We start from the raw sequence: 26,219 nt of genomic DNA, 5'->3' as shown, positions 1-26,219 counted from the left end.
GATGTTCGATCTCACCAATCTCACGCGCCGCCGCTTCATGAGCAATTTCGCGTTTGCGACCGGCGCGCTCGCGACCGGGGTCGGCAGCTGGGTGGTCAGGCCCGACTGGGCCAATGCCGCTGAGGGACCGATCAAGGTCGGCATCGCGACCGACCTGACCGGCCCGATCGCCTATGCCGGCAACGCCGACGCCAACGTCGCCAAGATGGTGATCAAGGAGATCAACGCCGGCGGCGGCCTGCTCGGCCGGCCGCTCGAGCTCTATATCGAGGACACCGCCTCGAACGAATCGGTCGCGGTCGGCAATGTCCGCAAGCTGATCCAGCGCGACAAGGTCGACATGGTGCTCGGCGGCATCACCTCGTCGATGCGCAACGCGATCAAGGATCCGATCGTGGCGCGCGGCAAGACGCTCTATATCTATCCGCAGCTCTACGAGGGCAAGGAGTGCACGCCCTATCTGTTCTGCACCGGACCGACCCCGGCGCAACAATGCGACACCTTCATTCCCTGGCTGATCAAGAACGGCGGCAAGAAGTTCGCGCTGCCGAGCGCCAACTATGTCTGGCCGCACACGCTCAACGTCTACGCCCGCAAGGTGATCGAGTCGAACGGCGGCGAGGTGGTGTTCGAGGAGTACTACCCGCTCGACCAGGTCGACTTCTCGGCCACCGTCAACCGCGTCATCTCCAACAAGGTCGACGTCGTCTTCAACACCGTGATCCCGCCCGGCGTCGGTCCGTTCTTCAAGCAGCTCTATGAAGCCGGCTTCCTCAAGAACGGCGGGCGGCTCGCCTGCGTCTACTATGACGAGAACACGCTCAACATCAATCAGGCCAACGAGATCGAGGGCCTTGCGAGCTGCCTCGACTATTTCAAGGTGCTGACCAAGGAGGATCCGTTCGACGCCAAGCTCCAGGCGGCCTATGAGAAGGACTTCCCCGGCAACTTCCTGTTCGCGGCCGGCAGCGCCGCCACCGGAACCTATCGCGGCCTCAAGCTGTGGGAGGCCGCGGTCAAGGAGGCCGGCAAGGTCGACCGCGACTCCGTGGCGGCCGCCCTCGACCACGCCAAGATCGCCGAAGGGCCAGGCGGACCCGCGGAGATGGTGCCGGGCAAGCGTCACTGCAAGATGAAGATGTACACCGCTGTTGCCAAGGGCGGGAACTATGAGATCGTGGCGCGCAGCGACGGTCTCGTTGATCCCAAGGAATGCTGAGCGATCAATGGTTGGAGCAAGAGAAGCTGTCGCACGCGTCGGTGAGGAACCAGATGTCGTGACGGGCGAGGGTGTACCGGCCGCAAGCGCGCCGGCGGGACGAGTATCGGCAGGATGGAAGGTCCTGCCGATCGTGGAAGGGCTGGTGCTGTTGATCGCGCTGGTCCTGCCATGGGTGCTGCAGGATTATCTCACGGTGTTCGCCACCCGCGTGGTGATCCTCGCGCTGTTCGCGCTGTCGTTCGACCTGGTGTGGGGCTATGCCGGCATCATGAGCTTCGGCCAGGCGCTGTTCTTCGGCGCCGCCGGCTACGGCGTGGCGCTGTTGGCACGCGATCTCAACGTCACGTCGATCCTCCTGATCCTGCCCGCCGGCACCTTGATCGGGCTCACCGCGTCGCTCTTGCTCGGCGGCTTCCTGCTGCTCGGGCGTTATCCCTCGAGCGTGATCTTCGTCTCGCTCGGCACCCTGACCGGCTCCTATGCCGCGGATCGGCTGGCGCGCGGCTGGTACTATCTCGGCGGCCAGAACGGCATCCCGTCGATCCCGCCGCTCACCCTCGGCAGCTACGAGTTCGAGGAGGGCCCGATCTACTACTACATGGTGCTCGGCATCCTCGTGGTCGTCTATCTGCTCTGCCGCTTCCTGGTGCGCTCGCAATTCGGCCTCGCGCTCGCGGGGCTGCGCGAGAACGAGCAGCGCATCGCCTTCTTCGGCTACAAGGCCCAGCACCTGAAGGCGATCATCTTCGCGGTCGGCGGCACCATCGCCGGTCTCGCCGGCAGCCTCTATGCCTTCCACGAGGGCTTCGTCTGGCCCAACATGCTGGGCGTCGTGTTCTCGACCCAGGTCGTGCTCTACGTCTTGTTCGGCGGCTCTGGCACGCTGATCGGCGCCGTGATCGGCACCGTGATCATCGAGGGCGTCAGCTTCTGGCTGTCGGACAATTACCGCGACGTCTGGCCGATCATCCTCGGCGTGCTGCTGCTGCTCGTCATCATGTTCCGCCCGCTCGGGCTGATCTCCTTCGTGCTCGGCGAGCGCGAGCGCGTCGGCAGTTTCGGCAAAGCCCCGAAGGAGACCGGCAATGCCGCTCCTTGAGGCGCAAGGCATCAGCAAGGTGTTCGGCAAGCTCACCGCGCTCGACGGTGCGGCGCTGACCGTCGGCGAGAACGAGTTCCACGGCCTGATCGGCCCCAACGGCTCGGGCAAGAGCACGCTGATGAAATGCGTCGCCGGCGCCGAGGTGCCGACCACGGGCAAGGTCTCCTTCATCAACACCGACATCACCGCGTTCACGCCGACCGAGCGTGCCCGCGCCGGCATGAGCCTGAAGTTCCAGATCACCTCGGTGCTGCCGACGCTGACGCTGTACGACAACATCCTGCTGGCGCTGCAGGCACACTGCTCGCTGTTCGATCTGGTGCTTTCGCGCACCCGCAAGAAGCTGCACGATCAGGTGATGACGATGCTGACCCAGTTCCGGCTCGCCGATCGCGCGCATGACGCCGCCGCGGCCTTGTCGCACGGCCAGCAGCAATGGCTCGAGATCGCGATGGCGCTCGCCGGCAAGCCGCGGCTGTTGCTGCTGGACGAGCCGACCGGCGGCATGAGCCTCGAGGAGCGCCGCGTCACCGGCGAGCTGTTGCAGCCGATCAAGCAGCATTGCTCGCTCGTCATCGTCGAACACGACCTCGATTTCATCCGCGACATCTGCGACCGCCTCACCGTGCTCGACCAGGGCAAGGTGCTGGCCTCTGGGACGGTCGCGGAGATCCAGGCCAACAAAAGCGTCCAGGAGATCTATCTTCGTCGTGCCTGAGCAAACCTTTCTCGATATCCGGCATCTCGATGCCGGTTATGGCCGTAGCCAGGTCCTGTTCGATGTCAACATCGGCATTCCCTGGCGCGGCGGCGTCGCCGTGCTCGGCCGCAACGGCGCCGGCAAGACCACGCTGATGAAGACCATCGTCGGCGAGCTCGCAAGCTCGCAGGGCGAGTTGTTCTTCGACGGCCGCGACATCACCCGCCGCCGCACCGAGGAGCGGGTGCGCTCCGGCATCGGCTATGTGCCGCAGGAGCATTCGGTGTTCGCCCGCCTGTCGGTGCGCGACAACCTCGCCGTCGGCTCGCTGTTCAATCCGGATGCCAGCGCGGTCGATCGCGTGCTGGCCATCTTCCCGAAACTCGGCCAGCGCCTCGACCAGCCGGCCGGCACGCTGTCCGGCGGCGAGCGCAAGATGCTGGCGATCGGCCGCGCCATGCTCGGCAATCCAAAATTGCTGCTGCTGGACGAGCCGACCGAAGGCGTCTGGATCGGCGTGATCGAGGAGATCACCGAGCGGCTCATCGAGCTCGCCAAGAGCATCTCGGTCGTGATCGTCGAGCAGCATCTCGACCTCGCGCTGCGCGTCGCCGACTATGCCTATGTGCTGGACCGCGGCCGCGTCGCGCTGCAGGGCGGCGCGAGCGAGGTGCGCAACGATCCGGAACTGCTGCGCTATCTGGCGCCGTAGCATGATCCGGAAATGCCACAAACTCGCCGTCGTCCCTGCGAAAGCAGGGACCCATAACCACAGGTGCGGGTTCGGGGCACGCAGTTCAGACAAACAAATCGCTGCGACACCAAGCGAGATTGAAGAAAACGCCCGCCGCTCCCAACAACTCAAGCCGGTGGCTATGGGTCCCTGCTTTCGCAGGGACGACACCGGTATATCCGCGAAAGTCGGGCTAACCTCACTGACCTCAAGCCGCTAGCAAGGGCCCGCCGAAGTGTGAAGCGGTTTTCCCTCGCGACAAACGCGGAACGCGTTTGCGCGGAGATCATGCTCAAACAAGGAGCTAAAGCGCGATGACGATTCAACCCAATCTCATCGCGCTTTAGCCGGCGACGTCCCGGAAGTTCAATGCGGCAGGCGGTCGGCCTTCCGCCCGATCGCGCCGTCGCCCGGCGTCCGCGTCCGCCGTGCCGATCGCAGCTCGCGACGCGCATACCAGGCCGCGACCGAGCAGATCAGCCAGGCAAGCGATGCGGCGATGAAGGCGGCCGCGACGCTGCGATCCACCGTCAGCGCGAAGCCGATGGCAAATGCCAGCATGCCGACCGCGCCGAGCGCTGCGCCCGCTGCATCGAGCGCCGCGGCCTGCTGTCCGCGCCATGTGCCGTCGAGGCCGGCGTTCCGCTTGCGGCGGATTTCATGCTTCTCGATCAGGGTTGCGCTGGCGCAGAAGATGGCGGGGAGTGCAAGAAAGGCGCCGCCGACATAGGCGCCGCAGGTGCTGCTGATCAGTCCAGTCAGGACGGTGACGCCGCCGCCGAGCACGAAGCGGATCAGATATTCGGTCCAGCGGCTTTCCCTGAGCGAGGACAACGAGACGCGGACCGGTGTCATGCCTGTCCTCCGCCAACGCCCAGCAAGCCGAACACGATCGCGAGCCAGACGACAAGCGCCAGCAAGGTGGCGGGGGCCGCGCGGAGTCTTACGCGAATCAGCAGTTGGCAGACCACGAAGCTATAGACGGCCAGCGCAACGGCGCCGGCCATCATCGCGCGGCTCTGCAGGCCGGCGTAGTCGGCGCCGTGCTGGTACACGGCGATGCCGAGGGTGGCGAGCGCAACCGACGGCGCGGCGCCGAACAGGCCGGCAAAGCTCTTCGGACGCAGAATGTCGCCCAGCATCGCGAAGGCCGACACCACGGCCCCGCCCACGAGAAAGCGGATGACATATTCGGTCATCGCGCCCTGCTCCGCGGCGGATCGTCACCGGGATAGCCGGTCCATAATCGCAGCAGCCGCTCGAGAACCGCGCCGAGCCCAAATCCCGCGACTACGTCGCTCGTCCAGTGTGCGAGAACCGCAATGCGCGTCAGCGAAAGGCCGACCGCGACCACCTGGATCGCGCGGCGCGCGCCGGCGGGCAATGTCGCAGCCGCCGACGCCAGCGCGCCCATATGCAGCGCGTGGCCGGATGGAAAGGCGTCGTCGCGCTTGCCCGAGATCGAGATGCCATTGACGTGGCCGACCACCGTCAGGCGATCCGGGCGGGTTTGATTGAACAGCAATTTCAGGCCATGTGGCAGCAGCGACGCTGCGACCGTCACCAGCAGCGCGTGATTGCCGGCGCGCTCGAGCGAGGCGCCGCGCCCGCGTGAGGCGAGCCAGCCGGCCGCGGCGAGCGCAAGCAGGACCTTTTCGTCAGCGCCCCAGGTCAGTGTGCGGGCGATCTCTTCCGGCGCAGGTGCGGTGTTGCGGGCGATCGCACGCGCGATCATGGCGTCCGCCGCGGTCGGGCGAATTGTGATCGGGAAGGGGGCGCCTCGCTGGCGGCGTGCTCGAACTCTGGCTGTCGTAAGCATGGTCAGGTTCCCATCCAACGCGCCAGCCGCGGCATGGGTCCTATCACGGGACGTGCAAGGCGTCGCCCGAAGGAACCAAATGCAGATCGATGGTCTTGAACTCTTGCCCGTCTCGACTTGATCCCAAAGCTTCATCCCGAGGCTTCGCGCGCCAACCGGGATGCACGGCGGGCGACGGATTGTAGTCAGGGAGAGGTGCCGATGACGGAGCCGGACGTTCGCAAGGGGATGCCGCCGGTCAAGCTTTCGCGCGATGAATTCGAGCGGCGCTACCGGAAGCGATTTGCCGATCCGGTCTTTCAATCCATGCAGAAGGAGCTCGCGACGATCGTCGCCGGTGCCTGGGACGCCTATCGTCATTCGCGCAAGACGCCGGCCACCCGCAAGGCCGGCCCCGGTTTTGCCGATCCCGACTATGATCTCGCGGTCGATTGGCTGTCCGCGCGCGATGCCATCGATGAAGCGCAGCGCAGGCACGACGATCCAAACGAAGCGCCGCCTATCCTGCTGATCAACGGCTCCTCGCGCAGCGAGCATACGTGTCCCGGCGAGATGTCGAAAAGCTGGCGCATGGTCGAGATCGCCGAGTCCGCCTTTCGCGAGATGGGCCTCGCGGTCGATGTGCTCGATCTGTCGCGGCTGACGTCAGAGTTCGGCAGAGAGATTCATCCCTGCAAGTCCTGTGTGTCCACCTCGATGGCGCTCTGCCACTGGCCGTGCAGCTGCTATCCAAACTACTCGCTCGGGCAAACCGACGACTGGATGAACGAGATCTATCCGCTGTGGGTGCGCGCGCACGGCATCATGATTATCTCGCCGGTCAACTGGTACCAGACGCCGACCGGACTCAAGGCGATGATCGATCGCCTGGTCTGCGCCGATGGCGGCAATCCCGATCCGACCTCGACCCACGGCAAGACCGCGAGCGAAGCCAAGGCGCTCGAACTCAAGGGCTGGCCATACCCCAAGCATTTGCGCGGCCGGCATTTCGGCATCGTGGTCCACGGCGACAGCGTCGGCGCGGAAACCTGCCGCCGCTTTCTTGCGGACTGGCTCACCGACATGGAGCTGATCTCGGCCGGCGGCAGGGCCGAGATCGATGGCTATGTCGGCTACATGGAGCCCTATGCGACGTCGCATCGCGATCTCGACGAAGACAAGGCCTTTCAGGAACAGGTGCGCAATGTCGCGCTGGCGCTCGGCGCCGCCGTCGACCTCGCGCGCACCGGACATCTGGAAGATCCCGGCAAGGGGCTTGAGGACCCGCAGCCGAAGTAGGGTGGAATCCGGGTTCCCAAAGGAACGAAGGCCCCCGGCTGCCCGTTAGGCCGCGGGAGGAAGTCACAATGCGCTATATTTCGATTGCAGCTCTTGTTGCTGCTGCCGTGATGAGCAGCGGTGCCGCGTTGGCGCAGCATTCCGGTACGCCATCGGAACAGAGCGCGTGCACGCGCGATGCACAGCGCTTCTGCCGGAAGGACCTCGGCAATGACGGTGCCGTGCAGAACTGTCTTCAGATGAAGCGGGCCAGCCTGAGCCGAAGCTGCAAGAAGGTTTTCGAAAGCCACGGAATGTAACGGTCGCCTGCCAGCGCGCATGCGGCGTAACGGAGCGCGGTGTTCGAAGCGTGGCGGCGACGACGACGCGTCTGCGTGCGGTGGACGGCGAAATCGTGCAGGCCTGACGCCTGGGTGCGATCGGCACCCGGCTTTCCCTGCGCCCTCTGCCAACGGAGACGGCGGGAAGAGCAAAGCTCGGGCAAATCATGTCGCGAGAATGCGGATGTGTGACTCACCGATCGCGGAATGCATTAGCTGTCGTCCCGGCGAAAGCCGGGACCCATAACCACCGATGCGAATTGCTAAGCGCGACTGCAACGACGAGTCCCAGCTACAACATCCGCCGCGGCGTATGGGTCCCGGCTTTCGCCGGGACGACACCGTGTGCTGCTTGAAATGCTTATCGCAAACGACCGGCGGCGCTGGCGCGCCGCCCTTGCTACTTCACCGCCGAGAAGCGGGTGTCGAACGAATTGGTCTGCACGACAGGCGCGGAGCCGGCGAGTTGGGTCGATGACGTCGATGACGTCGGGGCTGGTGCGGCGGTGGTGACCTGCGGCTTCGGTGCGGGCTTGGCGGCCTGCTTGGGCTCAGCCTTGGGGGCGACGCGAACCACCGATTGCGGCTTGGCCTCGGCGACCTTCGGCTTGGCCGGTGCGGCAGCGGCCGGAGCCGGGGGCGATGCGGTCGTCTTGCTGGCGTCGGCGGTGCCGCCGATGCCGACCTTGCGGGCAAAACTGGAGAAGAAGCCTTCGGATTTGTCAGAGGTGGATTTGTCAGAGGCGGATCTGTCGGACGCGTTCGCCGAGGCAACGCGGGTGCCGGCCGACGATGGGGTCGCGACCGGGGTCGACGACGTCGTCGCCACGACCGGCTCTTCCTGCTGGACCGCGAGATTGGGCTTCGGCGGATTGACCGTGCCGGGGATCGTGCCGGGCGCGCGTGCCAGCGACATCGACGCCAGCGCCTGGCTGTCGCCGCCTTCGGACAGGCCGGTGTTTCCTTCCGGAATCTTCGAGGCGAAGACCGCGTTCATGCCGCCGTCGATGCCGGTGTTGAGGCGTGCAACGGGCGTACCCTTGGACACCAGCTTGGCGGTGTCGGCGGCGTCGCGCTGCTCCTTCTCGTGCACGGCGCTCGCGATCTCCTCTGGGATCACATAGGCCGGGCACTTCGCGGAGGCGTCGAACACCGGATCGCGTGTCGCGCCCGGCGCCTTCACCGCGTCGAACACGTACTTCCTCTCGCAGAAATCGACCTTCGGCTCCTGCTTCGTCACCTCGAAATGATCATAGCCTTCCTTGATCATCTTCCAGAACGGCATGTTCGGATTGTTGCGGTGCTTGGCCATGTTCACCGGCGTCATCCGGAACGGATAGGCCTGCAGCTGGAACGCCTTCTGGCCGCCGAAGAAGGATTCGCGGCCGAGCGAGTAGATCTCGGCGATCTGCTCGTCGGTCATCGCGTAGCAGCCGCGCGAAGAACAGTCGCCATGCACCATCAGCTGCGAGCCGGTGCGGCCGAGCGCCTTGTCGAAGGCGTTGGGATAGCCGGTGTTGAACGACAGGTAATAGGCCGATTGCGGGTTCATCTGGCTCGGGTTGATCGAGTAGAACCCCTCGGGCGCCTGGCGGTCGCCCTCGCGGACCTTCGGACCAAGGTCGCCCGACCAGCGGCAGATCGGATAGGTCTTGAGCAGCGCGAACTGGCCGGAGCGGTTTTGCTTCCAGACCTCGAGCTCGGCCTCCTGCTTGAACAGCCGCACCAGGATCGGCGACTGCATGTCCATGTCCTTTTCGGTCATGGCAGCGACGAGCTTTGGCGGGACCGGCTGGTTGGCCTTGGCGTTCTGCGCGAGCGAGATCTGGTCGCTGTCACAACCGGCGAGCATGACGCCTGCGGCGAGGACCGCCGAGGTCAGAAGCGCGCGTACGAGCGTGCGATGAGTCAAGTCCGAGCTCCACACCCACCGGGCGATTTTCGCGACCCCAACACGGCGAATATGCCCTGAAGCCATTGTGTAAAATATTAGCCTTCGACGACCCCTGCTCGCAACCTGAACCGGGGCGGACAGCCCTCACGGTAGCAGGCATGGTTCAAGGAATGTTAAAGACCCGGCTCGGGGCCCAATTAGGGCAAAATTGGTTGATTTGGGCGAAAAATCGGGCCGTTTGGGCGCCTCAGCCGAGCTTGCGGCCGATATCGAGAAACTTCTGGCGCCGCTGTTTGCGAATCGCGTCCGGATCAAGATTTCGTAGGTCGTTGAGCGCCTGGGCGATGGCATCGCCCGTGGTCGCGATCATCGCGGCGGGGTCGCGATGAGCGCCGCCCGAGGGCTCCTTCAGGATCTGGTCGATCACGCCGAAGCGCAGCATGTCCTGGGCGGTGATCTTCATGCTGTTGGCGGCTTCCTGCGCCTTGGTGCCGTCGCGCCAAAGGATCGAGGATGCCGCCTCTGGCGAGATCACGCTGTAGATCGCGTGCTCCATCATCAGCACGCGGTTCGCCGTGGTGATGGCGATGGCGCCGCCCGACATGCCTTCGCCGGTGACGATCGCGACATTGGGCACGCCGAGCGACAGGCAGGCGTCGGTCGAGCGCGCGATCGCCTCGGCCTGGCCACGCTCCTCGGCGCCGATGCCGGGATAGGCGCCGGCGGAATCGACGATCGACAGCACCGGGATGCCGAACCGGTCGGCCATTTCCATCAGGCGCACCGCCTTGCGGTAGCCTTCGGGGCGCGCCATGCCGAAATTGTGCTTGATGCGGCTCTCGGTGGTGGCGCCCTTCTCCTGGCCGACCACGCAGATGCTCTCGCCGCGGAAGCGGCCGAAGCCGCCGACCAGGGCCTCGTCGTCGGCGAATTTGCGGTCGCCGGCCATCGGCGTGAACTCGGTGATCAGGCCGCCGATGAAATCGGTGAAGTGCGGCCGCTGCGGATGCCGCGCCACCAGCGTCTTCTGCCACGGCGTCAGATTGGAATAGAGCTCGGTGAGCGCCTGCGCCGCCTTGTCCTCGATCCGCGCGACCTCGTCGCCGATGTCGCTGCCGCTCGCGGCAAGCGCACGCAACTCGTCGATCTTGGATTCAAGCTCGGCGACGGGTTTTTCGAAGTCGAGATAGCTGCGCATCGGGTCGGGCATCAACTCAATATAAGGAAGATCGGTGCGAGGGGCGAAGCGGTTTCGGCGTTGGAAAGAGAAGCTTTGTAACTTCAAACGGTTAACGCGCATCCAGGTGGAATGCACGCTTCGGGATCGCAAGCAGGTGACGCTCTTTCTGCGGAGACGAAGCGGAAGTCAAGGCGGATTGCTCGTAGCCCGGATGGAGCGAAGCGCAATCCGGGGAGCTATATCGGCGGAAATACCATTCCCGGATTTCGCTGCGCTTCATCCGGGCTACGGACCGCTACGATTTCTCCGCCAACGGATGCAGGTCGCGGACCAGGCTCTTCAGCCGCTCCTCGACCACATGGGTGTAAATCTGGGTGGTCGAGATGTCGGTGTGGCCGAGCAGGGTCTGCACGATGCGCAGGTCCGCGCCATTGTGCAGCAGATGGCTGGCAAAGGCATGACGCAGCACGTGCGGGGACACCAGCCGCGGCGCAAGGCCGGAGGCGCCCGCAAGCTCCTTCAGGTCGCGGGCGAAATGCTGCCGGGTCAGATGGCCGCTCTCGCCGGAGGACGGAAACAGCCATTTCGACGGCGCGGCCTTCTTCGCCTTCGGCTGCATCACCTCCAGCGCGGCGAGATAGTCCGCCATCGCCTGGCGCGAGGCGTCGTTCAGCGGCACCAGCCGTTCCTTGTTGCCCTTGCCGCGCACCACGATCATCCGCGCATCGCGCCGCGCCGCGGAGACCGGCAGCGACACCAGCTCGGAGACGCGCAGGCCGGTGGCGTAGAGCACCTCAAGCAGGCAGTAGAGCCGCAGCGCGCGCAGCCGCTGCGCCGGCGAGACGTCGGTCTGGGTCAGCTCCTTGGCGCGGGTCAGCATGCGGTCGACGTCGGCGATCGACAGCACCTTGGGCAGGCCGCGGCCGCGCTTGGGGCCGGACAGGATCGCGGCCGGATCGTCGCTGCGGACCCGCTCGTTGAGCAGGAAGCGGTAGAGATGCCGCATCGCCGACAGCCGCCGCGCCACGCTGGTCGACTTGAAGCCTCTGATATCGAGGTCGGCGAGGTAGCCGCGCAGGGTCTCGGTGTCGGCGCTGGTGAAATCGGCGCCGGCATGGGCGAGGTAATCGGAGAAATCGGTCAGGTCGCGCCGGTAGGCGTCAAGCGTGTTGGCGCCGGCGCCCTGTTCCGCGGCGAGCATGTCGAGGAACAACGCGGTCAGTTTGGCGTCGGAGGACTTGGCGAGGGTCTTGGCGGGATGTTTGGCAGCAGCGGGCATGCCAGAATCATAGCGCCTATTTCTTGAGGAACTTATCCGGTGGGATTGTCACCGTCATTTCCCGCGGTTTCGGGTGCACGAAATTCGCCAGCGCGAAGACGATGCCGTAGCCGATCCCGAAAATCACGGCGACGACCGTCAGGAAGCGGAGCAGGCTGGGCATGGAGGCGACTCGGGCGGCGAATTAACCAATGAAATCATCCAACATGTTCCCCGCGCGGTTGCAAGAGTCGCTGGTAAGGGTGTCGCCGGGGGTAGTATAGGTGGCTCGAATTCCGAACAATTCGTCCCAATATCCGAGCTTTTTGATGTCCGACGCAGCCGTACCGGCGCCCACCCACCCGACCCTGGAGGCCGACATCGCGGCCGTGCTGGGGACGCGGTCGATCGTGCTGGTCGGCATGATGGGGGCCGGCAAGTCGACCATCGGCCGCCGGGTGGCGGCACGGCTCAAGCTGCCGTTCGCCGATGCCGACACCGAGATCGAGGCGGCGGCGCGGATGACAATCCCGGAGATCTTCGAGACCCACGGCGAGCCCTATTTCCGCGACGGCGAGGCGCGGGTGATCGCCCGCATCCTCGATAACGGCCCGATCGTGCTGGCCACCGGCGGCGGCGCCTTCATGCGCGAGGAGACCCGCAACCGGATCCGCGACCGCGCGATCTCGATCTGGCTCAAGGCCGACAGTGATATCATCATGCGCCGGGTGCGCCGCCGCGCCGATCGGCCGCTGTTGCACACGCCCGACCCCGAGGCGACCGTCAACCGCCTGCTCAGCGAGCGCGAGCCGGTCTACCGGAATGCCGATCTGACGATTGCCTCGCGCGACGTGCCGCACGACCGCATCGTCGACGAATGCCTCGAGGCCCTGCATGCGCATCTGTGCGGTGCACGTCCGGCCGACGAGCCACCACCTGACGGATTGAACGCGACCCCATGACTGCGCCCTTGAAACATTCTGCCTCCGTTACCGTCGACGTCGCGCTCGGCGACCGCGCCTATGACATCGTCATCGGCCGCGACGTGCTGCAGTCGCTCGGCGAGCGTGTCGCGGCGCTGCGGCCCGGCGTGCGTACCGCCATCGTCACCGACCGCACCGTTGCCAAGCACTGGCTGGAGCCGACCGAGGCGTCGCTCGCCGCCGCCGGCGTGCCGACGTCGCGGATCGTCGTCGAGGAGGGCGAGGGCTCGAAGAGCTATGCCACGCTGACCGAGGTCAGCGAAGCGCTGATCGCGGCGAAGATCGAGCGCAATGACCTCGTCATCGCGCTCGGCGGTGGCGTGGTCGGCGATCTCGCCGGCTTCGCGGCCGCGATCCTGCGCCGCGGCGTCGATTTCGTGCAGGTGCCGACCTCGCTGCTGGCGCAGGTCGATTCCTCCGTCGGCGGCAAGACCGGCATCAACTCGCCGCAGGGCAAGAACCTGATCGGCGCATTCCACCAGCCGGTGCTGGTCATCGCCGACACCTCGGTGCTCGACACGCTGTCGCCGCGCCAGTTCCGCGCCGGCTACGCCGAGGTCGCGAAATACGGCATCCTCGGTGACGAGGCCTTCTTCGCCTGGCTCGAGAAGAACCACGCCGACATCTTCGCTGGCGGCGCTGGGCGCGAGCACGCGATCGCGACTTCGTGCCGCGCCAAGGCGGGCGTCGTCTCACGCGACGAGCGCGAGACCGGCGAGCGGGCGCTGCTCAATCTCGGCCACACCTTCGGCCATGCGCTGGAAGCCGCGACCGGCTTCTCGGACCGCCTGTTCCACGGCGAAGGCGTCTCGGTCGGCACGGTGCTGGCGGCGGAATTCTCGGCGCAGCTCGGCATGATCTCGTCCGACGATGCGGGGCGCATCGCGCGTCATCTGTCCGCGGTCGGATTGCCGACGCGCCTGCAGGATATCGCAGGCTTCGCGCAGGAAGGTCTTGCCGACGCCGACGCGCTCCTGGCGCTGATGGCGCAGGACAAGAAGGTCAAGCGCGGCAAGCTCACCTTCATCCTGCTGGAGGCCGTCGGCCGCGCCGTGATCGCCAACAATGTCGAGCCGCAGCCGGTGCGCGACTTCCTGCAAGCCAAGCTGAAGGCCTAGAGCGGGATGACTCTTCCTCGGATCGTCATCCCGCTCTATCTCTATTGATTTGAGCATGATCTTTTCGGAAAACCGCGACACACTTTTCCGGATCATGCTCTAACCACGGATCAATTCAGTGGGATGGTTCACCTTCTCGATCGTGCTGCTCTGTCTCTTCATCTCGGCGTTTTTCGCGGCGAGTGAGACGGCGCTGACCGGCGCCTCGCGCGCCAGCATGCTGCGGCTGTCGAAGCAGGGCAACACCGATGCCGGCGTGGTGTCGAAGCTGTTCAACATGCGCGAGCGCATGATCGGCGCGCTGCTGCTCGGCAACAACATCGCCAATATCGGCGCCTCGGCGCTGGCGACCGGCGTGTTCACCGCCTGGTTCGGCGACGTCGGCGTGCTCTATGCCACCGCGGTCATGACCGTGATGGTGGTGGTGTTCGCCGAGGTGCTGCCCAAGACCATCGCGATCAACGCGCCCGACCGCATCTCGCTTTTGGTCGCGCGGCCGATGCGGCTGACGATCTTCGTGCTTGGGCCGCTGCTCACTATCATCGAGACCATCGTGCTGGCGCTGATGAAGCTGCTCGGCATCAAGGTCGGGGCGCATCAGGCGGTGCTGTCGCCGACCGAACGTCTGCGCGGTGCGGTCGATCTGTTGCATCACGAGGGCAAGGTCGAGAAGCAGGACCGCGACATGCTCGGCGGGTTGCTGGATCTCAGCGAGCTGCAGGTCTCCGACGTCATGGTCCATCGTACCGAGATGACCATGGTCAACGCCGACCTGCCGCCCGAGGAGCTGGTGCGCGAGGTGCTGGCGAGCGAATACACCCGCATCCCGCTGTGGCGCGAGAAGCCGGAGAACATCGTCGGCGTGCTCCACGCCAAGGACCTGCTGCGCGCGATGCGCGCCAACGACGGCGACATGTCCGCGATCGATGCCACCGCGATCGCGCTGCCGCCCTGGTTCGTGCCGGAGATGCGTCCGGTCTCCGAACAGCTGAAGGCGTTCCGCCGCCGCAAGACCCACTTCGCCCTCGTGGTCGACGAGTATGGCGAGGTCGAAGGCATGGTGACGCTGGAGGACATCCTGGAGGAGATCGTCGGCGACATCTCCGACGAGCATGACGTCGTCGTCGCCGGCGTGCGGGCCCAGCCGGACGGCTCGGTCGTGGTCGACGGCTCGGTGCCGATCCGCGATCTCAACCGTGCGATGGACTGGCGCCTGCCGGACGAGGAGGCGACCACGGTCGCCGGGCTCGTGATCCATGAGGCGCGCTCGATCCCGGAGCGCGGCCAGAGCTTCACCTTCCACGGCTTCCGCTTCCGCGTGCTCCGCCGCGAGCGCAACCGCATCACCGCGCTGCGCATCGTCGCCGTCCCGCGCGAGACCGAGCTGGAGGAGAAGAAGCCGAAGCGGGCGGGGACGGCGTTCTAGTTCGAGCTGGCTAGTCTCCTAGCACCGTCACCCTGAGGAGCGCGTAGCGCGTCTCGAAGGGTCGACAGCCCGGCTGGTGGCCGTGCATCCTTCGAGACGCGCTGCGCGCTCCTCCAGTGACAAAGGCGCAGCCTTTGCGCGGGGATGACGGGTCTGATGGATGTGCCTCGCTACTCGATATCGATCGAGATGCCCGACAGCTTCCACGCGCCGTCGGAGGGGATGAAGCCGAGCTGATACTTCACCTGCTTGGGCGCGGTGTCGAAATGCCCCTTCAGCCGCAGCACGCCCTTGTCGTCGATCTTGGCGTCCTCATCGAGCACGATCGGCTTGGCCACCACGGCGTCGAACACCGCATGCTTGTCGACCAGATCCTTGAAGATGGTCTTGAGCTTGTCCGGCGGAAACTGGTCGCGGAACGGCTTTGAGATCTTGGCGTGGAACACGGTGAAATTGTTCGCGGCCACCGCATCGTTGAGCGACACCAGGATGCTCTTGACCAGCACCTCCTGGACGAACGGGCTCGGCATGTCCAGCGCCGAGGCCGGACGCATCGCGCAGATCAGGAGCAGGCCGGCGGCGGTGACGATCGACCGGAAACGTGGCCAGCAAGGGATCATCAATGGCCCCATATCATGCGTGGCGGTGCAATCCGTAGTTTCACCTGCTCACCTATGGAGCAGGTCCATCCTGTTCTCATAAAGGAAAACCACTGCTTCGTCTTGAGGCAAGCGCGCACTAGCGCGGCTTTTCCCCGGGGCCGTGGGCGTGGATCGCCAGCGCATGCACCGAGCCGGCGAGTTCCTGCGCCAGCGTCGCATTTATCATGCGATGGCGTTCGATCCGGCTCTTCCCTTCGAAGGCCGGAGACACAATATATACCCGAAAGTGCGTCTCCCCGCCTGGCCTGTGGCCGGCGTGGCCCTCATGCAGATGTGACTCGTCGACGACGTCGAGGCTTTCCGGCAAGAAAGCTTCACGCAACTTGTTTATGATAGCGTCTTTGGTGCTCATGGCGGCGGAGTTAGGTTCGCGACAGCTTTTCGTCAATGGTGCAAGCGGGAAACGAGGTCTGCGCAATGTCAAGACTTGAAGATTTGTGCATTGCGTAGTCAAAGAGAACATGCCGATCGATTCATCAAAATTCTTCGACTCCATTCGCATCAAGCCGACCAAGGTGAGTGCGAAGCGCCAGGCGCAGGCCGGCGAGCAGGCCGTGGCCTGCGAGTGGGCGGGTTGCCAGAACAAGGGCGCGCATCGTGCCCCGAAAGGCCGCGAGAATTCGCGCGAGTATTGGCACTTCTGTCTCGACCACGTCCGTGAATACAACCAGTCCTACAATTTCTTCCAGGGCATGAATCCTGACGACGTCGCGCGCTACCAGAAGGACGCGCTGACCGGCCACCGTCCGACCTGGAAGATGGGTGCCAACAACGGCAAGAAGGGCGAGAGCGGTCTCGATGCCGCCGCCGATCCGTTCCACGTGTTCTCCGAGCTCAACGGCCGCGGCCGCTGGCGCCCCGGACCGGGCGGCGCGGAGCCCAAGCCCGAGACCCGCAAAATCATGAACGCCGAGCGCAAGGCGCTGCAGGTGATGGGGTTAGGGGCCGAGGCGACGCTCGAAGACGTCAAGTCGAAGTACAAGGCGCTGGTCAAGCAGCACCATCCCGACGCCAATGGCGGCGACCGCTCGACCGAGGATCGCCTGATCGAGATCATCAAGGCGTACAATTATCTGAAGACCGTGGTGCGCGAGGCCTGAGCTCTCTCGTCCTCGTCGCCCCTGCCTAGTGCGCAGTTGCGCACGGAGCCGGGGCCCATAACCACCGGCCGTTATCGTTTGCACAAGGTGTCTGCCCGATTGCCCCATTGTTGGGCCGCGGCGTATGGGTCCCTGCGTTCGCAGGGACGACAGAGGAGCGTGGCTCCGCCGTCGTCCAACGATGCAGTTTTGTAGCCCGGATGAAGCGCAGCGCAATCCGGGGCACCTCTATCCGCGGTGGGACCGCTCCCGGATTTCGCGGAGCCTGTCATCGGGCGCGCGTTCGCGCGACCCGTTGGCTTCATCCGGGCTACGGTTTCGCGGTCAACTCTCAGCCCTTCGGCATCGCCCCGACATAGGACGAACTCGGCCGGATCAAGCGTCCGGTGCGCCGCTGCTCCAGGGCGTGCGCGGTCCAGCCGGCGGCGCGGGCCACCGCGAAGATCGGCGTGAACGCCTGCCGCGGGATTTCCAGCCCATCGAGCAGGATCGCGGTGAAGAACTCGACATTGGTCTCGAGCGGCCGCTCCGGATTCTTCTTCCGCAGCGCCTCGCGGATATAGGCCTCGACCTCGGCGGCAAATGGCAGGTCGGCACCACTGGCCTCGAGGCGCTCGATCGCGATCTTCAGCACATCGGCGCGCGGGTCGCGCACGCGATAGACGCGGTGACCAAACCCCATCAGCCGTTCGCCGTGCGCCAGCGCGCCGTCAACCCAGGGCTTGATGCGCTCGCGCGTCCCGATCGCGTCCAGCATCTCGAGCACCGGCTCCGGCGCGCCGCCATGCAGCGGGCCGGTCAGCGCGCAATAGCCACCGGTGATCGCCGCGAACAGATCGGCCTGGGTGGACGCGATCACCCGCGTGGTGAAGGTCGACGCATTCATGCCGTGATCGCAGACCGTGACGAGATAGGCGTCGAGCGCGGCGACCTCGCGCGGCTCGGTCTTGCGGTTCAGCAGCATCCGCAACGTGTCGGCGGCGTGGCCGGCATTCGGGTCCGGCGCGATCGGGGCATGTCCCCTGGCGTGCTGGACCAGGGCGCCGGCGATCACCGGGAAGGCGCCGACGATGGTCGCCTCATGCTCCAGCCCGTTCTCGCCGCGGAGGCCTGCGATCGCGGCCCGGAAGCCGTCGACGATCGACATGCCGCGCGTTGCCGGCAGCAGGTCCGGCAGCCGGGCGAAGGCGCGTTCGCGGGCGGCGCCGAGGCTGGCGCGGACATTGGCTTCGCTCAGCGCCTTACCGGTGGCGCCGTTCCACAGCCGCGCCGTGACGCCCTCGAAGCTCGACTTGTCCGCGAGGTCGGCGACGTGCTCGCCGGCGATAATCAACTCGCCGCGCTCGCCGTCGACGTGGCTCAACACGGTCTCGGCGGCGGGAACGCCGTCCAGACCGATCTGGCTCTTGGTGAGATGCATATTCATGGCCTGATCTCCTTGCTTCACTCCTTCAAGGTCAGGCCTCTCGACGGATTGATCAATCTTGATTATATAAATCAATATGAAAAAATCCGCCGAGCTTTACCTCTCCGCCCGGGAGGCCGCGGCCGAGCTCGCGATCTCGCCGGCGACCCTCTACGCCTATGTCAGCCGCGGGCTGATCCGCTCCGAGCCGTCGCCGGATTCGCGCAGCCACCGCTACCGCGCCGAGGACATCAGGGGGTTGAAGGAGCGCCGCGTGCCGTCGCCGGAGCCGCGCGGCTTTCGTAATTTCGACGCCGACCTGCCGGTGATGGATTCGGCGATCGCGACCATCACCGAGCAGGGCCCGATCTATCGCGGCGTCAACTGCGTCGAGCTCGCCGAGCGCGACACGCTGGAGCACACCGCGACGCTGCTGTGGGACGTTACCGGCGTCGATCCGTTCGCGCCGGACAATTGTCCGCGGGTCTCGGACGAAATGCGCGCCATCGCTGAGGCCGCGCGCCGCGCCCAGCCGATCGACCGCACGGTGGCCGTGCTGGCATTGGCGGCAAGTGCCGATCCCGGCGCCTTCACGCGCGCGCCGGACGGCCGCGCGATGGTCGGCGGCCGCATCCTGCGGCTGCTGGTCGCGACCATGCTGAATGCGGCGCCATCGAACGAGCCGCTGCACGAGCAGGTGGCGCGGGTCTGGACGCCCGACAACAAGCACGCGCCCGATCTGATTCGCCGCGCGCTGGTGCTGCTCGCCGATCATGAATTGAACGCGTCGACCTTCACCGCGCGCTGCGCGGCATCGACCGGGCTCAATCTGTACGACGCCGTGATCGCGGGTCTCGTCGCGTTGAAGGGACCGATGCATGGCGGTGCCGGCGTGCTCGCCTCGCGCCTCGTCAAGACGATGCTCGACAACGACGTTGCGCCGGTGGTTCGCGAGCGCGTCGCGCTTGGCGAGCGTTTCGCCGGCTTCGGGCACGGCGTCTACAAGAAGGGCGATCCGCGCGCGATCTCGCTGCTCGAGGCGCTGACGCGGGCCGGCGCGCCGCGCAAATTCACCAGGGAAGTCCCGGAGCGCATCGCGGAGGCGACCGGCGAATTCGTCAACATCGATTACGCGCTGGCGGTGCTGGTGCATGCGTTGCGGATGCCGGCGGGCAGCGAGCTGGCGCTGTTTGCGATGGCCCGCAGCGTCGGCTGGATCGCACATGCCAGCGAGCAGCTTCAACTCGGCAAGTTGATCAGGCCGCGTGCCCGCTATGTCGGCCCGGCACCCGGGCGTGGCGGGACCACCAACAGCCTCTAGCGCATGATCCGGAAAAGTGGGGACCGGTTTTCCCGCGCGACAAACGCGAATGCGTTTGCTCGGAGATCATGCGCAAAGAGATCGGGCTATTTGTTCGGCTTGGCCGGTTCGATCAGGCTGCCGCCATGGCGGCGGCGGATGGTCCAGACGGCCAGCGCCAGGATCACGGCTCCGCCCGCGACCGCAAACATCCAGAGATGCTTGCCGACATGGCCATGGTGCGGCAGGCCGGCATAGTCGTGCAGCGCGGTGACGGCGAGCACGCCGGGCAGCACATGGGCCGTCGCCCAGAGCAGGATCGCGGGAATGTTGACCGCGTAGAAGCGCGCCGGCGGCATGTCGAGCGCGCCGGCGGTGATCGGCACGAAGGCGCGGATCGGCGGCACGAAGCGGGCGAAGAAAACCGCGAGCACGCCCCAGCGATTGAAGAACGCCTCGCTCTGCGCAACCACGCGCGGATAGTTGGAGAGCGGCCAGGCCGACAGGATCTCGCGCTGGCTGCGGTGGCCGATCAGGTAGGCGGTGCCGTCGCCGAGCATCGCCCCGGCGGCCGCCGCGGCGAGCACCGGGAGCAGCTTCAGTTCCCCGCCCGGCACCAGCGCGCTCAACGCCAGGATGATGGTCGAACCCGGCACCAGGGAGCCGATCACCGGAACCGCTTCCAGCAGGGCGGCCAGAAACAGTGTCAGATAGGCAAGCCAGGCATGGGCCGAAACGAACGCGATGAACGGGTCAAGGAATGAAGTCACAAAATTCCCATGCAGCGGTGATATGGGCTTGAGAGCTAACAACTCCCTGCCGGGGTGAAAAGTGCCTCGGAAAGCCAGGGCGCCCACGCGCTGCGGCAAAAGTACGGCGTGATTCGCAGGGCAGCCTTTCAAAAACCGGCGTCCGGACCTATCTTCATGATAGGACAACGGAACTTTGATTGGCCCGCGGGCTTCTGCCAGCCGTTGCTCTCTGCTAGGCTTGTGCCTAGCACCCCATCCGCAGCCAAACGATTAATCTGGTTTCGGGAATGCCCGTGACCTCGGAGGATGAATGACGACCGCCGTCCAGACCAAAACACAAGAACCCGTCGTCGGCTTGCCCGACATGAAGGTGTCGGTCCGGCAGGTCTTCGGGATCGATAGCGATCTGGAAGTTCCCGCCTATTCGGAAGTCGATCCGCATGTGCCGGAAACCGATCCGGACTATCGCTTCGATCGCGCGACCACGCTCGCGATCCTCGCCGGCTTTGCCAAGAATCGCCGCGTGATGGTCACCGGCTATCACGGCACCGGCAAGTCGACCCACATCGAGCAGGTTGCGGCCCGCCTCAACTGGCCCTGCGTGCGCGTCAACCTCGACAGCCACATCAGCCGTATCGATCTCGTCGGCAAGGACGCCATCGTGGTCAAGGACGGCAAGCAGGTCACCGAATTCCGCGATGGCATCCTGCCCTGGGCGCTGCAGCACAATATCGCGCTGGTGTTCGACGAATACGACGCCGGCCGCCCGGACGTGATGTTCGTGATTCAGCGCGTGCTGGAAGTCTCCGGTCGCCTGACGCTGCTCGACCAGAACAAGGTGATCAAGCCGCATCCGGCGTTCCGCCTGTTCTCGACCGCCAACACGGTCGGCCTCGGCGACACCTCGGGCCTCTATCACGGCACCCAGCAGATCAACCAGGGTCAGATGGACCGCTGGTCGATCGTCACCACGCTGAACTACCTCGCCCATGACGAGGAAGTGGAGATCGTGCTGGCCAAGGCGCGCCACTACCGCACGCAGGAGGGCCGCGACATCGTCAACAAGATGGTGCGGCTGGCGGACCTCACCCGCAACGCCTTCGCCAACGGCGACCTGTCGACGGTGATGAGCCCGCGCACGGTGATCACCTGGGCCGAGAACTCGGACATCTTCAACGACATCGGCTTCGCGTTCCGCGTCACTTTCCTCAACAAGTGTGACGAATTGGAGCGGCCGCTGGTCGCCGAGTTCTACCAGCGCTGCTTCAACGTCGAGCTGCCGGAATCCTCGGTCAACGTGGCGCTCAGCTAGTCCATGCCGAAAATCTCCGTCGAGCGCACAGTCACACAGACGAAGAAAGCGGTGCTCGGCGGATTGCTCCACTACAACAACGAGAAGATGGGGAAGCAGAAGTACAAGCGCTTCGCCATCTCGCTGCGGCAAGGCGACGAGATTGTCGGCGGCATCGTCGGCGAGGTCTGGACCGCAGTGTTGTTCATCCAGTTGTTCTGGATGGAGCAGAAGTTTCGCAACAAGGGCTTTGGCGCGAAGCTGATCAAGGCGATCGAGGACGAGGCGCGGCGCTTCGGAGCGACGCGATCTTATCTGGATACGATGAGCTTCCAGGCGCCGGGCTTCTACCGCGCCAACGGATATAAAGAGTTCGGTTCGATTGAGGGGTATCCCGGCGGCGTAACGCGCCATTGGTTTACGAAATCGCTATGACAACCTCCAACATCAAATTCCGTCCCGGATCCAAGGAAGCGCCGACCGAGCCGTTCAAGCGCTCGGTGTCGGCGTGCCTGAAGGCGATCGCCAAGAAGCCGGAGCTCGAGGTCTCCTTCGCCGCCGAGCGCCCCGGGCTCGCGCCCGGCAAGGCGCGGCTGCCGGAGCCGGCGCGCAAGATGACCAAGCGCGATGCGGCGATCGTGCGCGGCCACGCCGATTCGATCGCGCTCAAGATCGCCTGTCACGACCCCAAGGTGCATCGCAAGCTGATGCCGGGCAATCCGCAGGCGCGCGGCGTGTTCGAGGCGGTCGAGCAGGCGCGCGTCGAGGCGATCGGCTCGCGGCGGATGGCGGGCGTTGCGAAGAACCTCACCGCGATGCTCGACGATCATTTCCACCGCGGCAAGTATGACGAGATCACCGATCGCGCCGACGCGCCGCTGTCGGATGCGCTGGCGATGCTGGTGCGCGAACGTCTCACCGGCATGGCTCCGCCCGCGGCCGCCAAGAAGATGGTCGATCTCTGGCGTCCGACCCTGGAGGACAAGATCGGCTCGCGGCTCGACAAGCTCAGCCGTTTCACCGAGGACCAGGCGAGGTTCGGCGATCTCGTCCATGATCTGCTGTCGGCGCTCGATCTCGGCGACGACCGTAACATGGATTCCGACGATGACGACGACCAGGACGAGAACCAGGACGGCGAGAGCGATCAGTCCGGCGCCGAGGGCTCGCCCGATTCCGATGCCGCGCAGGAGATGAGCGCCGACCAGGCGCAGACGTCCGCGGAAGAGATGAGCGAAAGCGCGATGGAGAGCGCGCAGGCCTCCACGTCTGATACGTTCGACGACGGCGAGAAAGTCGGATCGTAGCCATGTCGTTCTGTGAGCCAAGGAGTTGCCAGACATATTTGTCTTCCTAAGACCGCTTGGCCTCCGACTTCGAAGTTCGACGAGGTGATCGCCGCCGAGGATCTCTGCGATCATGACGAGCTCGAGCGGCTGCGTTCCTATCTCGACAAGCAGCTCGCGCATCTGCAGGGCATCGTGGCGCGGCTCGCCAACCGCCTGCAGCGCCGCCTGATGGCACAGCAGAATCGCGCCTGGGATTTTGACCTCGAGGAGGGCATCCTCGATCCGGCGCGGCTGTCGCGCGTCGTTACCGACCCCTATCACCCGCTGTCCTTCATGCATGAGAAGGAGGCGACCTTCCGCGACACCGTGGTGACGCTGCTGCTGGATAACTCCGGCTCGATGCGCGGCCGCCCGATCACGGTCGCCGCCACCTGCGCCGACATCCTGGCGCGCACGTTGGAGCGATGCGGCGTCAAGGTCGAGATCCTCGGCTTCACCACGCGCGCCTGGAAGGGCGGGCAGTCGCGCGAGGCGTGGCTCGCGGCCGGCAAGCCGGCCAATCCGGGCCGCCTCAACGATCTCAGGCACATCATCTACAAGTCGGCCGACGCACCTTGGCGTCGCGCGCGAAAAAATCTCGGGCTGATGATGCGCGAGGGCCTGCTCAAGGAGAACATCGACGGCGAGGCGCTCGACTGGGCGCACAAGCGCCTGCTCGCGCGTCCCGAGCAGCGCCGCATCCTGATGATGATCTCCGACGGCGCGCCGGTCGACGACTCCACGCTGTCGGTCAATCCCGGCAATTATCTCGAACGGCATCTGCGTCACATCATCGACGAGATCGAAACCCGCTCGCCGGTCGAGCTGATCGCGATCGGCATCGGTCACGACGTGACGCGCTACTATCGCCGCGCCGTGACCATCGTGGACGCCGAAGAGCTCGGCGGCGCCATCACCGAAAAGCTCGCCGAGCTGTTCAGCGAGACTCACGGCTCGGCACCCGCGCCGGGCATCCGGCGCCGCCTCCACTCGTGAGACATGCGCTCACCCCCTAGCCGCCGCCGTTTCCTCCAGGGCATGGCGGCGGGGCTGTCGGCCGCCGCATTGCCGCGTCTTGCGCAGGCGCAGAGCGCGACCCAGCCGCCGGCAACGCCGAGGCCGGCTGCGAGGCCGAGCCCCTACCGGGTCAACGAACCGGTTTCGATCGACGTCAACGCGCGGCCGCTGCCGTCGTTCGACACCCGCGATCGCGCGCGCACGCGGTTCGGCGCGCTGGAGTATCGCAGCGGGCTGATCCTGACCTCGTCGTTCTCCGGCTTCGGCGGCCTCTCCGCGCTACGGCTCGATCCCAAGGGCGAACGCTTCATCGCGGTCAGTGACCAGGGCAGCTGGTTCACCGGCCGCATCGTTTATCGTGGCCGGGAGATGGTCGGGCTCGACGATGTCGAGGCGGCGCCGCTGCTCGGTGCCGACGGCAGGCCGATCACCGTGACCCGCGGCTGGTATGATTCGGAATCGCTCGCGCTCGACGGCTCGTTCGCCTATGTCGGGCTCGAGCGGGTCAACCAGGTGCTGCGCTTCGATTTCGCCAAGGGCTTTACCCGCGCGCGCGGCGAGGTGGTGCCGCTGCCGGCGGCGGCCCGCAAACTTCCGAACAACAAGGGGCTGGAGGGCCTCGTCTTCGTGCCCAAGGCCACGGGCCAGCTGCTCGCCGGCACGCTGATCGCGTTCTCGGAACGCGGGCTCGATGCGAACGGCAATTTGGTCGCCTTCCTGGTCGGCGGCAAGACGCCGGGCCAGTTCAGCGTCCGCCGCAGCGAGAATTTCGACGTCAGCGACGCGGTCCTGCTGCCGTCGGGCGGCCTGTTGATTCTGGAGCGGAAATTCTCCTGGTTCGGCGGCGTCGGCATCCGCATCCGCCGTCTCGCGCTGTCCGATATCGCGCCCGGCGCCGTGGTCGATGGCCCCGCGATCTTCAATGCCGATCTCGGCAACGAGATCGACAATATGGAAGGCATCGACGCCCATGTCACGGAGGAGGGCGAGACCGTGCTGACCATGGTCTCCGACGACAATTTCTCCCTGATCCAGCGCAATCTGCTGCTGCAGTTCACGCTGGTGGACTGAGGCGCCGGCCCGGAGGGACGCGGTGCGGACATTGCTGATCTGCGCCGCGGCCTGCGCGGCCTTCCGGACGGTTGGTGATCGGCCGTGGTGCCTCTATCTTAACCGGGCCCTCTCCCCGATCCCGGATATCCGCCGCATGAGCACCCTGTTTTCCCCGATCGAACTGCGCGACCTGAAACTCTCCAATCGCATCATGGTCTCGCCGATGTGCCAGTATTCGGCCATCGACGGCTCCGCCAACGACTGGCACTTCACCCACATCAACATGCTGGCCCTGTCGGGCGCGGCGATGTTCTGCATCGAAGCCACCCATGTCGAGGATATCGGCCGGATCACGCCGGGCTGCCTCGGTCTTTACAACGATGCCAACGAGGCGGCGCTGAAGCCGATCCTGGCCTCGGTGCGCAAGCATTCGAAAGCGGCCGTCGCCATGCAACTCGCCCATGCCGGCCGCAAGGCGTCGAGCCAGCGTCCCTGGGAGGGCGGGCAGTTGATCCCGATTGCCGAAGGCGGCTGGCAGACGGTCGGACCATCCGATGTCCCGCACAAGGAAGGCGAGGCTGCGCCGGCGGCGCTCGACGATGCCGGCCTGAAGCGCATCCGCGAGGCCTTTGTCGCGTCGGCAAAGCGCGCCGACCGGCTCGGCATCGATGCGCTCGAGCTGCACGGCGCGCACGGTTATCTGCTGCACCAGTTCCTGTCGCCGATCGCCAACAAGCGGACCGACCGCTATGGCGGCTCGCTCGAAAACCGCATGCGTTTCCCGCTGGAAGTGTTCGATGCCGTGCGCGCCGTATTCCCGGATCACAAGCCGATCGGCATGCGGGTGTCGGCGACCGATTGGGTCGAGGGCGCCTGGGACCTTGCGCAGACCATCGAGTTTGCCAGGGAGCTGAAGAAGCGCGGTGTCGACTGGATGGATGTCTCGTCCGGCGGCGTCTCACCGTTGCAGAAGATCCCGCTCGGGCCGGGATACCAGGTGCCGGCGGCGCTGGCGGTCAAGGAGGCGACCGGCGTCACCACGATGGCGGTCGGCCTGATCACGGAAGCGAAGCAGGCGGAGGAGATCGTCTCGTCCGGCAAGGCCGACATGGTCGCGCTCGCCCGCGGCATGCTCTACGACCCGCGCTGGGGCTGGCACGCTGCCGCCGAGCTCGGCGGCGAGGTGAGCGCGCCGCCGCAATACTGGCGCTCGCAGCCCTCGACGCAGAAGGCCCTGTTCGGCAAGACCACGTTCGGGACGCGGTAAGTTCACCCACT

The 26,219-nt window shown here is 65.7% G+C and carries 26 protein-coding genes and 1 pseudogene; 16 read left to right on the top strand and 11 right to left on the bottom strand.

Annotation, left to right across the window (positions count from 1 at the left end):
* Position 1: 1 nt before the first annotated feature.
* From QJT82_RS33090 to QJT82_RS33075, 4 genes are read left to right on the top strand one after another with little or no spacing between them, the layout of a single operon-like run.
* Complete coding sequence (locus tag QJT82_RS33090; protein WP_028343253.1) at positions 2-1,219, top strand: substrate-binding protein; 1,218 nt, start codon at positions 2-4, stop codon at positions 1,217-1,219.
* Entirely contained in the window at positions 1,170-2,321 is a 1,152-nt protein-coding gene (locus tag QJT82_RS33085; RefSeq protein WP_051448062.1) for a branched-chain amino acid ABC transporter permease, read from the top strand. Before QJT82_RS33090 ends, QJT82_RS33085 begins: the two co-directional genes overlap by 50 nt.
* Positions 2,308-3,042, top strand: a complete 735-nt coding sequence (locus QJT82_RS33080) for an ABC transporter ATP-binding protein (protein WP_028343255.1) — start codon at positions 2,308-2,310, stop codon at positions 3,040-3,042. The genes QJT82_RS33085 and QJT82_RS33080 overlap by 14 nt, the downstream gene beginning before the upstream one ends.
* Entirely contained in the window at positions 3,035-3,736 is a 702-nt protein-coding gene (locus QJT82_RS33075) for an ABC transporter ATP-binding protein (protein WP_028343256.1), read from the top strand. Before QJT82_RS33080 ends, QJT82_RS33075 begins: the two co-directional genes overlap by 8 nt.
* 387 nt (positions 3,737-4,123) lie before the next feature.
* Here QJT82_RS33075 and QJT82_RS33070 read toward each other — a convergent pair whose 3' ends face one another.
* Genes QJT82_RS33070 through QJT82_RS33060 form a run of 3 tightly spaced genes read right to left on the bottom strand, consistent with a single transcriptional unit; the run spans position 4,124 to position 5,576 of the window.
* A complete protein-coding gene (locus tag QJT82_RS33070) occupies positions 4,124-4,612 on the bottom strand; it encodes a hypothetical protein (protein WP_028343257.1) in 489 nt (162 codons plus the stop codon).
* Positions 4,609-4,956, bottom strand: a complete 348-nt coding sequence (locus tag QJT82_RS33065; RefSeq protein WP_028343258.1) for a DUF3147 family protein — start codon at positions 4,954-4,956, stop codon at positions 4,609-4,611. Before QJT82_RS33065 ends, QJT82_RS33070 begins: the two co-directional genes overlap by 4 nt.
* Complete coding sequence (locus tag QJT82_RS33060; RefSeq protein WP_051448063.1) at positions 4,953-5,576, bottom strand: phosphatase PAP2 family protein; 624 nt, start codon at positions 5,574-5,576, stop codon at positions 4,953-4,955. Before QJT82_RS33060 ends, QJT82_RS33065 begins: the two co-directional genes overlap by 4 nt.
* Positions 5,577-5,777: 201 nt before the next feature.
* Between QJT82_RS33060 and QJT82_RS33055 the strand changes: the two genes are divergently transcribed.
* Together QJT82_RS33055 and QJT82_RS33050 are read left to right on the top strand one after the other, a co-directional pair.
* Positions 5,778-6,854: a flavodoxin family protein gene (locus QJT82_RS33055; protein ID WP_028343260.1), complete on the top strand. Its 1,077-nt coding sequence runs from the start codon at positions 5,778-5,780 to the stop codon at positions 6,852-6,854.
* Between the two features lie 68 nt (positions 6,855-6,922).
* Positions 6,923-7,153 (top strand): hypothetical protein, encoded by a 231-nt coding sequence (locus tag QJT82_RS33050; protein ID WP_028337297.1) that lies wholly within the window; start codon positions 6,923-6,925, stop codon positions 7,151-7,153.
* A gap of 421 nt (positions 7,154-7,574) precedes the next feature.
* Here QJT82_RS33050 and QJT82_RS33045 read toward each other — a convergent pair whose 3' ends face one another.
* The 4 genes from QJT82_RS33045 to QJT82_RS33030 all read right to left on the bottom strand — a co-directional run bounded on the left by QJT82_RS33045 (position 7,575) and on the right by QJT82_RS33030 (position 11,690).
* Complete coding sequence (locus QJT82_RS33045; RefSeq protein WP_028343261.1) at positions 7,575-9,086, bottom strand: L,D-transpeptidase family protein; 1,512 nt, start codon at positions 9,084-9,086, stop codon at positions 7,575-7,577.
* 229 nt (positions 9,087-9,315) lie between these two features.
* Positions 9,316-10,278: an acetyl-CoA carboxylase carboxyltransferase subunit alpha gene (locus tag QJT82_RS33040; protein WP_018269178.1), complete on the bottom strand. Its 963-nt coding sequence runs from the start codon at positions 10,276-10,278 to the stop codon at positions 9,316-9,318.
* Between the two features lie 265 nt (positions 10,279-10,543).
* On the bottom strand, positions 10,544-11,527 hold the full coding sequence (xerD, locus tag QJT82_RS33035) for a site-specific tyrosine recombinase XerD (RefSeq protein WP_051448064.1): 984 nt from the start codon (positions 11,525-11,527) through the stop codon (positions 10,544-10,546).
* Positions 11,528-11,543: 16 nt separating this feature from the next.
* Positions 11,544-11,690 carry a hypothetical protein gene (locus QJT82_RS33030; protein ID WP_035632657.1) on the bottom strand — a complete coding sequence of 49 codons (147 nt, stop codon included), beginning with the start codon at positions 11,688-11,690 and terminating at the stop codon, positions 11,544-11,546.
* A 145-nt stretch (positions 11,691-11,835) separates the two neighbouring features.
* On the opposite strand from QJT82_RS33030, the gene QJT82_RS33025 reads away from it, so the two are divergent.
* The 3 genes from QJT82_RS33025 to QJT82_RS33015 all read left to right on the top strand — a co-directional run bounded on the left by QJT82_RS33025 (position 11,836) and on the right by QJT82_RS33015 (position 15,033).
* Positions 11,836-12,468 carry a shikimate kinase gene (locus QJT82_RS33025; RefSeq protein ID WP_028343263.1) on the top strand — a complete coding sequence of 211 codons (633 nt, stop codon included), beginning with the start codon at positions 11,836-11,838 and terminating at the stop codon, positions 12,466-12,468.
* A complete protein-coding gene (aroB, locus tag QJT82_RS33020) occupies positions 12,465-13,607 on the top strand; it encodes a 3-dehydroquinate synthase (RefSeq protein WP_028343264.1) in 1,143 nt (380 codons plus the stop codon). Before QJT82_RS33025 ends, aroB begins: the two co-directional genes overlap by 4 nt.
* Positions 13,608-13,725: 118 nt before the next feature.
* On the top strand, positions 13,726-15,033 hold the full coding sequence (locus tag QJT82_RS33015) for an HlyC/CorC family transporter (protein WP_028343265.1): 1,308 nt from the start codon (positions 13,726-13,728) through the stop codon (positions 15,031-15,033).
* A 170-nt stretch (positions 15,034-15,203) separates the two neighbouring features.
* Here the strand turns inward: QJT82_RS33015 and QJT82_RS33010 are convergent, their stop codons facing one another.
* Complete coding sequence (locus tag QJT82_RS33010; RefSeq protein WP_028343266.1) at positions 15,204-15,653, bottom strand: hypothetical protein; 450 nt, start codon at positions 15,651-15,653, stop codon at positions 15,204-15,206.
* Between the two features lie 118 nt (positions 15,654-15,771).
* Entirely contained in the window at positions 15,772-16,047 is a 276-nt protein-coding gene (locus tag QJT82_RS33005) for a BolA family protein (RefSeq protein ID WP_028338206.1), read from the bottom strand.
* Between the two features lie 109 nt (positions 16,048-16,156).
* On the opposite strand from QJT82_RS33005, the gene QJT82_RS33000 reads away from it, so the two are divergent.
* Entirely contained in the window at positions 16,157-16,795 is a 639-nt protein-coding gene (locus tag QJT82_RS33000; protein WP_028343267.1) for a DnaJ domain-containing protein, read from the top strand.
* A gap of 331 nt (positions 16,796-17,126) precedes the next feature.
* On the opposite strand, the gene QJT82_RS32995 is transcribed toward QJT82_RS33000, so the two are convergent.
* On the bottom strand, positions 17,127-18,221 hold the full coding sequence (locus tag QJT82_RS32995; protein ID WP_028343268.1) for a citrate synthase/methylcitrate synthase: 1,095 nt from the start codon (positions 18,219-18,221) through the stop codon (positions 17,127-17,129).
* A 76-nt stretch (positions 18,222-18,297) separates the two neighbouring features.
* Here QJT82_RS32995 and QJT82_RS32990 point away from each other — a divergent pair, with 76 nt between their 5' ends.
* Entirely contained in the window at positions 18,298-19,521 is a 1,224-nt protein-coding gene (locus QJT82_RS32990) for a citrate synthase family protein (RefSeq protein ID WP_028343269.1), read from the top strand.
* Positions 19,522-19,607: 86 nt separating this feature from the next.
* Here QJT82_RS32990 and QJT82_RS32985 read toward each other — a convergent pair whose 3' ends face one another.
* Entirely contained in the window at positions 19,608-20,270 is a 663-nt protein-coding gene (locus tag QJT82_RS32985) for a DedA family protein (protein ID WP_028343270.1), read from the bottom strand.
* Between the two features lie 292 nt (positions 20,271-20,562).
* Between QJT82_RS32985 and cobS the strand changes: the two genes are divergently transcribed.
* The 5 genes and pseudogenes from cobS to QJT82_RS32960 all read left to right on the top strand — a co-directional run bounded on the left by cobS (position 20,563) and on the right by QJT82_RS32960 (position 26,208).
* A complete protein-coding gene (gene cobS, locus QJT82_RS32980; RefSeq protein ID WP_028343271.1) occupies positions 20,563-21,564 on the top strand; it encodes a cobaltochelatase subunit CobS in 1,002 nt (333 codons plus the stop codon).
* A gap of 3 nt (positions 21,565-21,567) precedes the next feature.
* Positions 21,568-21,978: a GNAT family N-acetyltransferase gene (locus QJT82_RS32975; protein ID WP_028343272.1), complete on the top strand. Its 411-nt coding sequence runs from the start codon at positions 21,568-21,570 to the stop codon at positions 21,976-21,978.
* Positions 21,975-23,867 (top strand): annotated as a pseudogene (gene cobT / locus QJT82_RS32970) (cobaltochelatase subunit CobT). The gene QJT82_RS32975 and the pseudogene cobT overlap by 4 nt, the downstream one beginning before the upstream one ends.
* 3 nt (positions 23,868-23,870) lie before the next feature.
* Entirely contained in the window at positions 23,871-24,959 is a 1,089-nt protein-coding gene (locus QJT82_RS32965; protein WP_028343274.1) for an esterase-like activity of phytase family protein, read from the top strand.
* 136 nt (positions 24,960-25,095) lie between these two features.
* A complete protein-coding gene (locus QJT82_RS32960; protein ID WP_259245051.1) occupies positions 25,096-26,208 on the top strand; it encodes an NADH:flavin oxidoreductase/NADH oxidase in 1,113 nt (370 codons plus the stop codon).
* Positions 26,209-26,219 lie beyond the last annotated feature (11 nt).

The organism is Bradyrhizobium sp. Mp19, from assembly GCF_029952935.1.
In the GTDB taxonomy this organism is placed as follows: Bacteria; Pseudomonadota; Alphaproteobacteria; order Rhizobiales; family Xanthobacteraceae; genus Bradyrhizobium; species Bradyrhizobium elkanii.
Note: the sequence above shows the minus strand (reverse complement) of the source record. Positions and strands in the feature narration are given on the sequence as shown.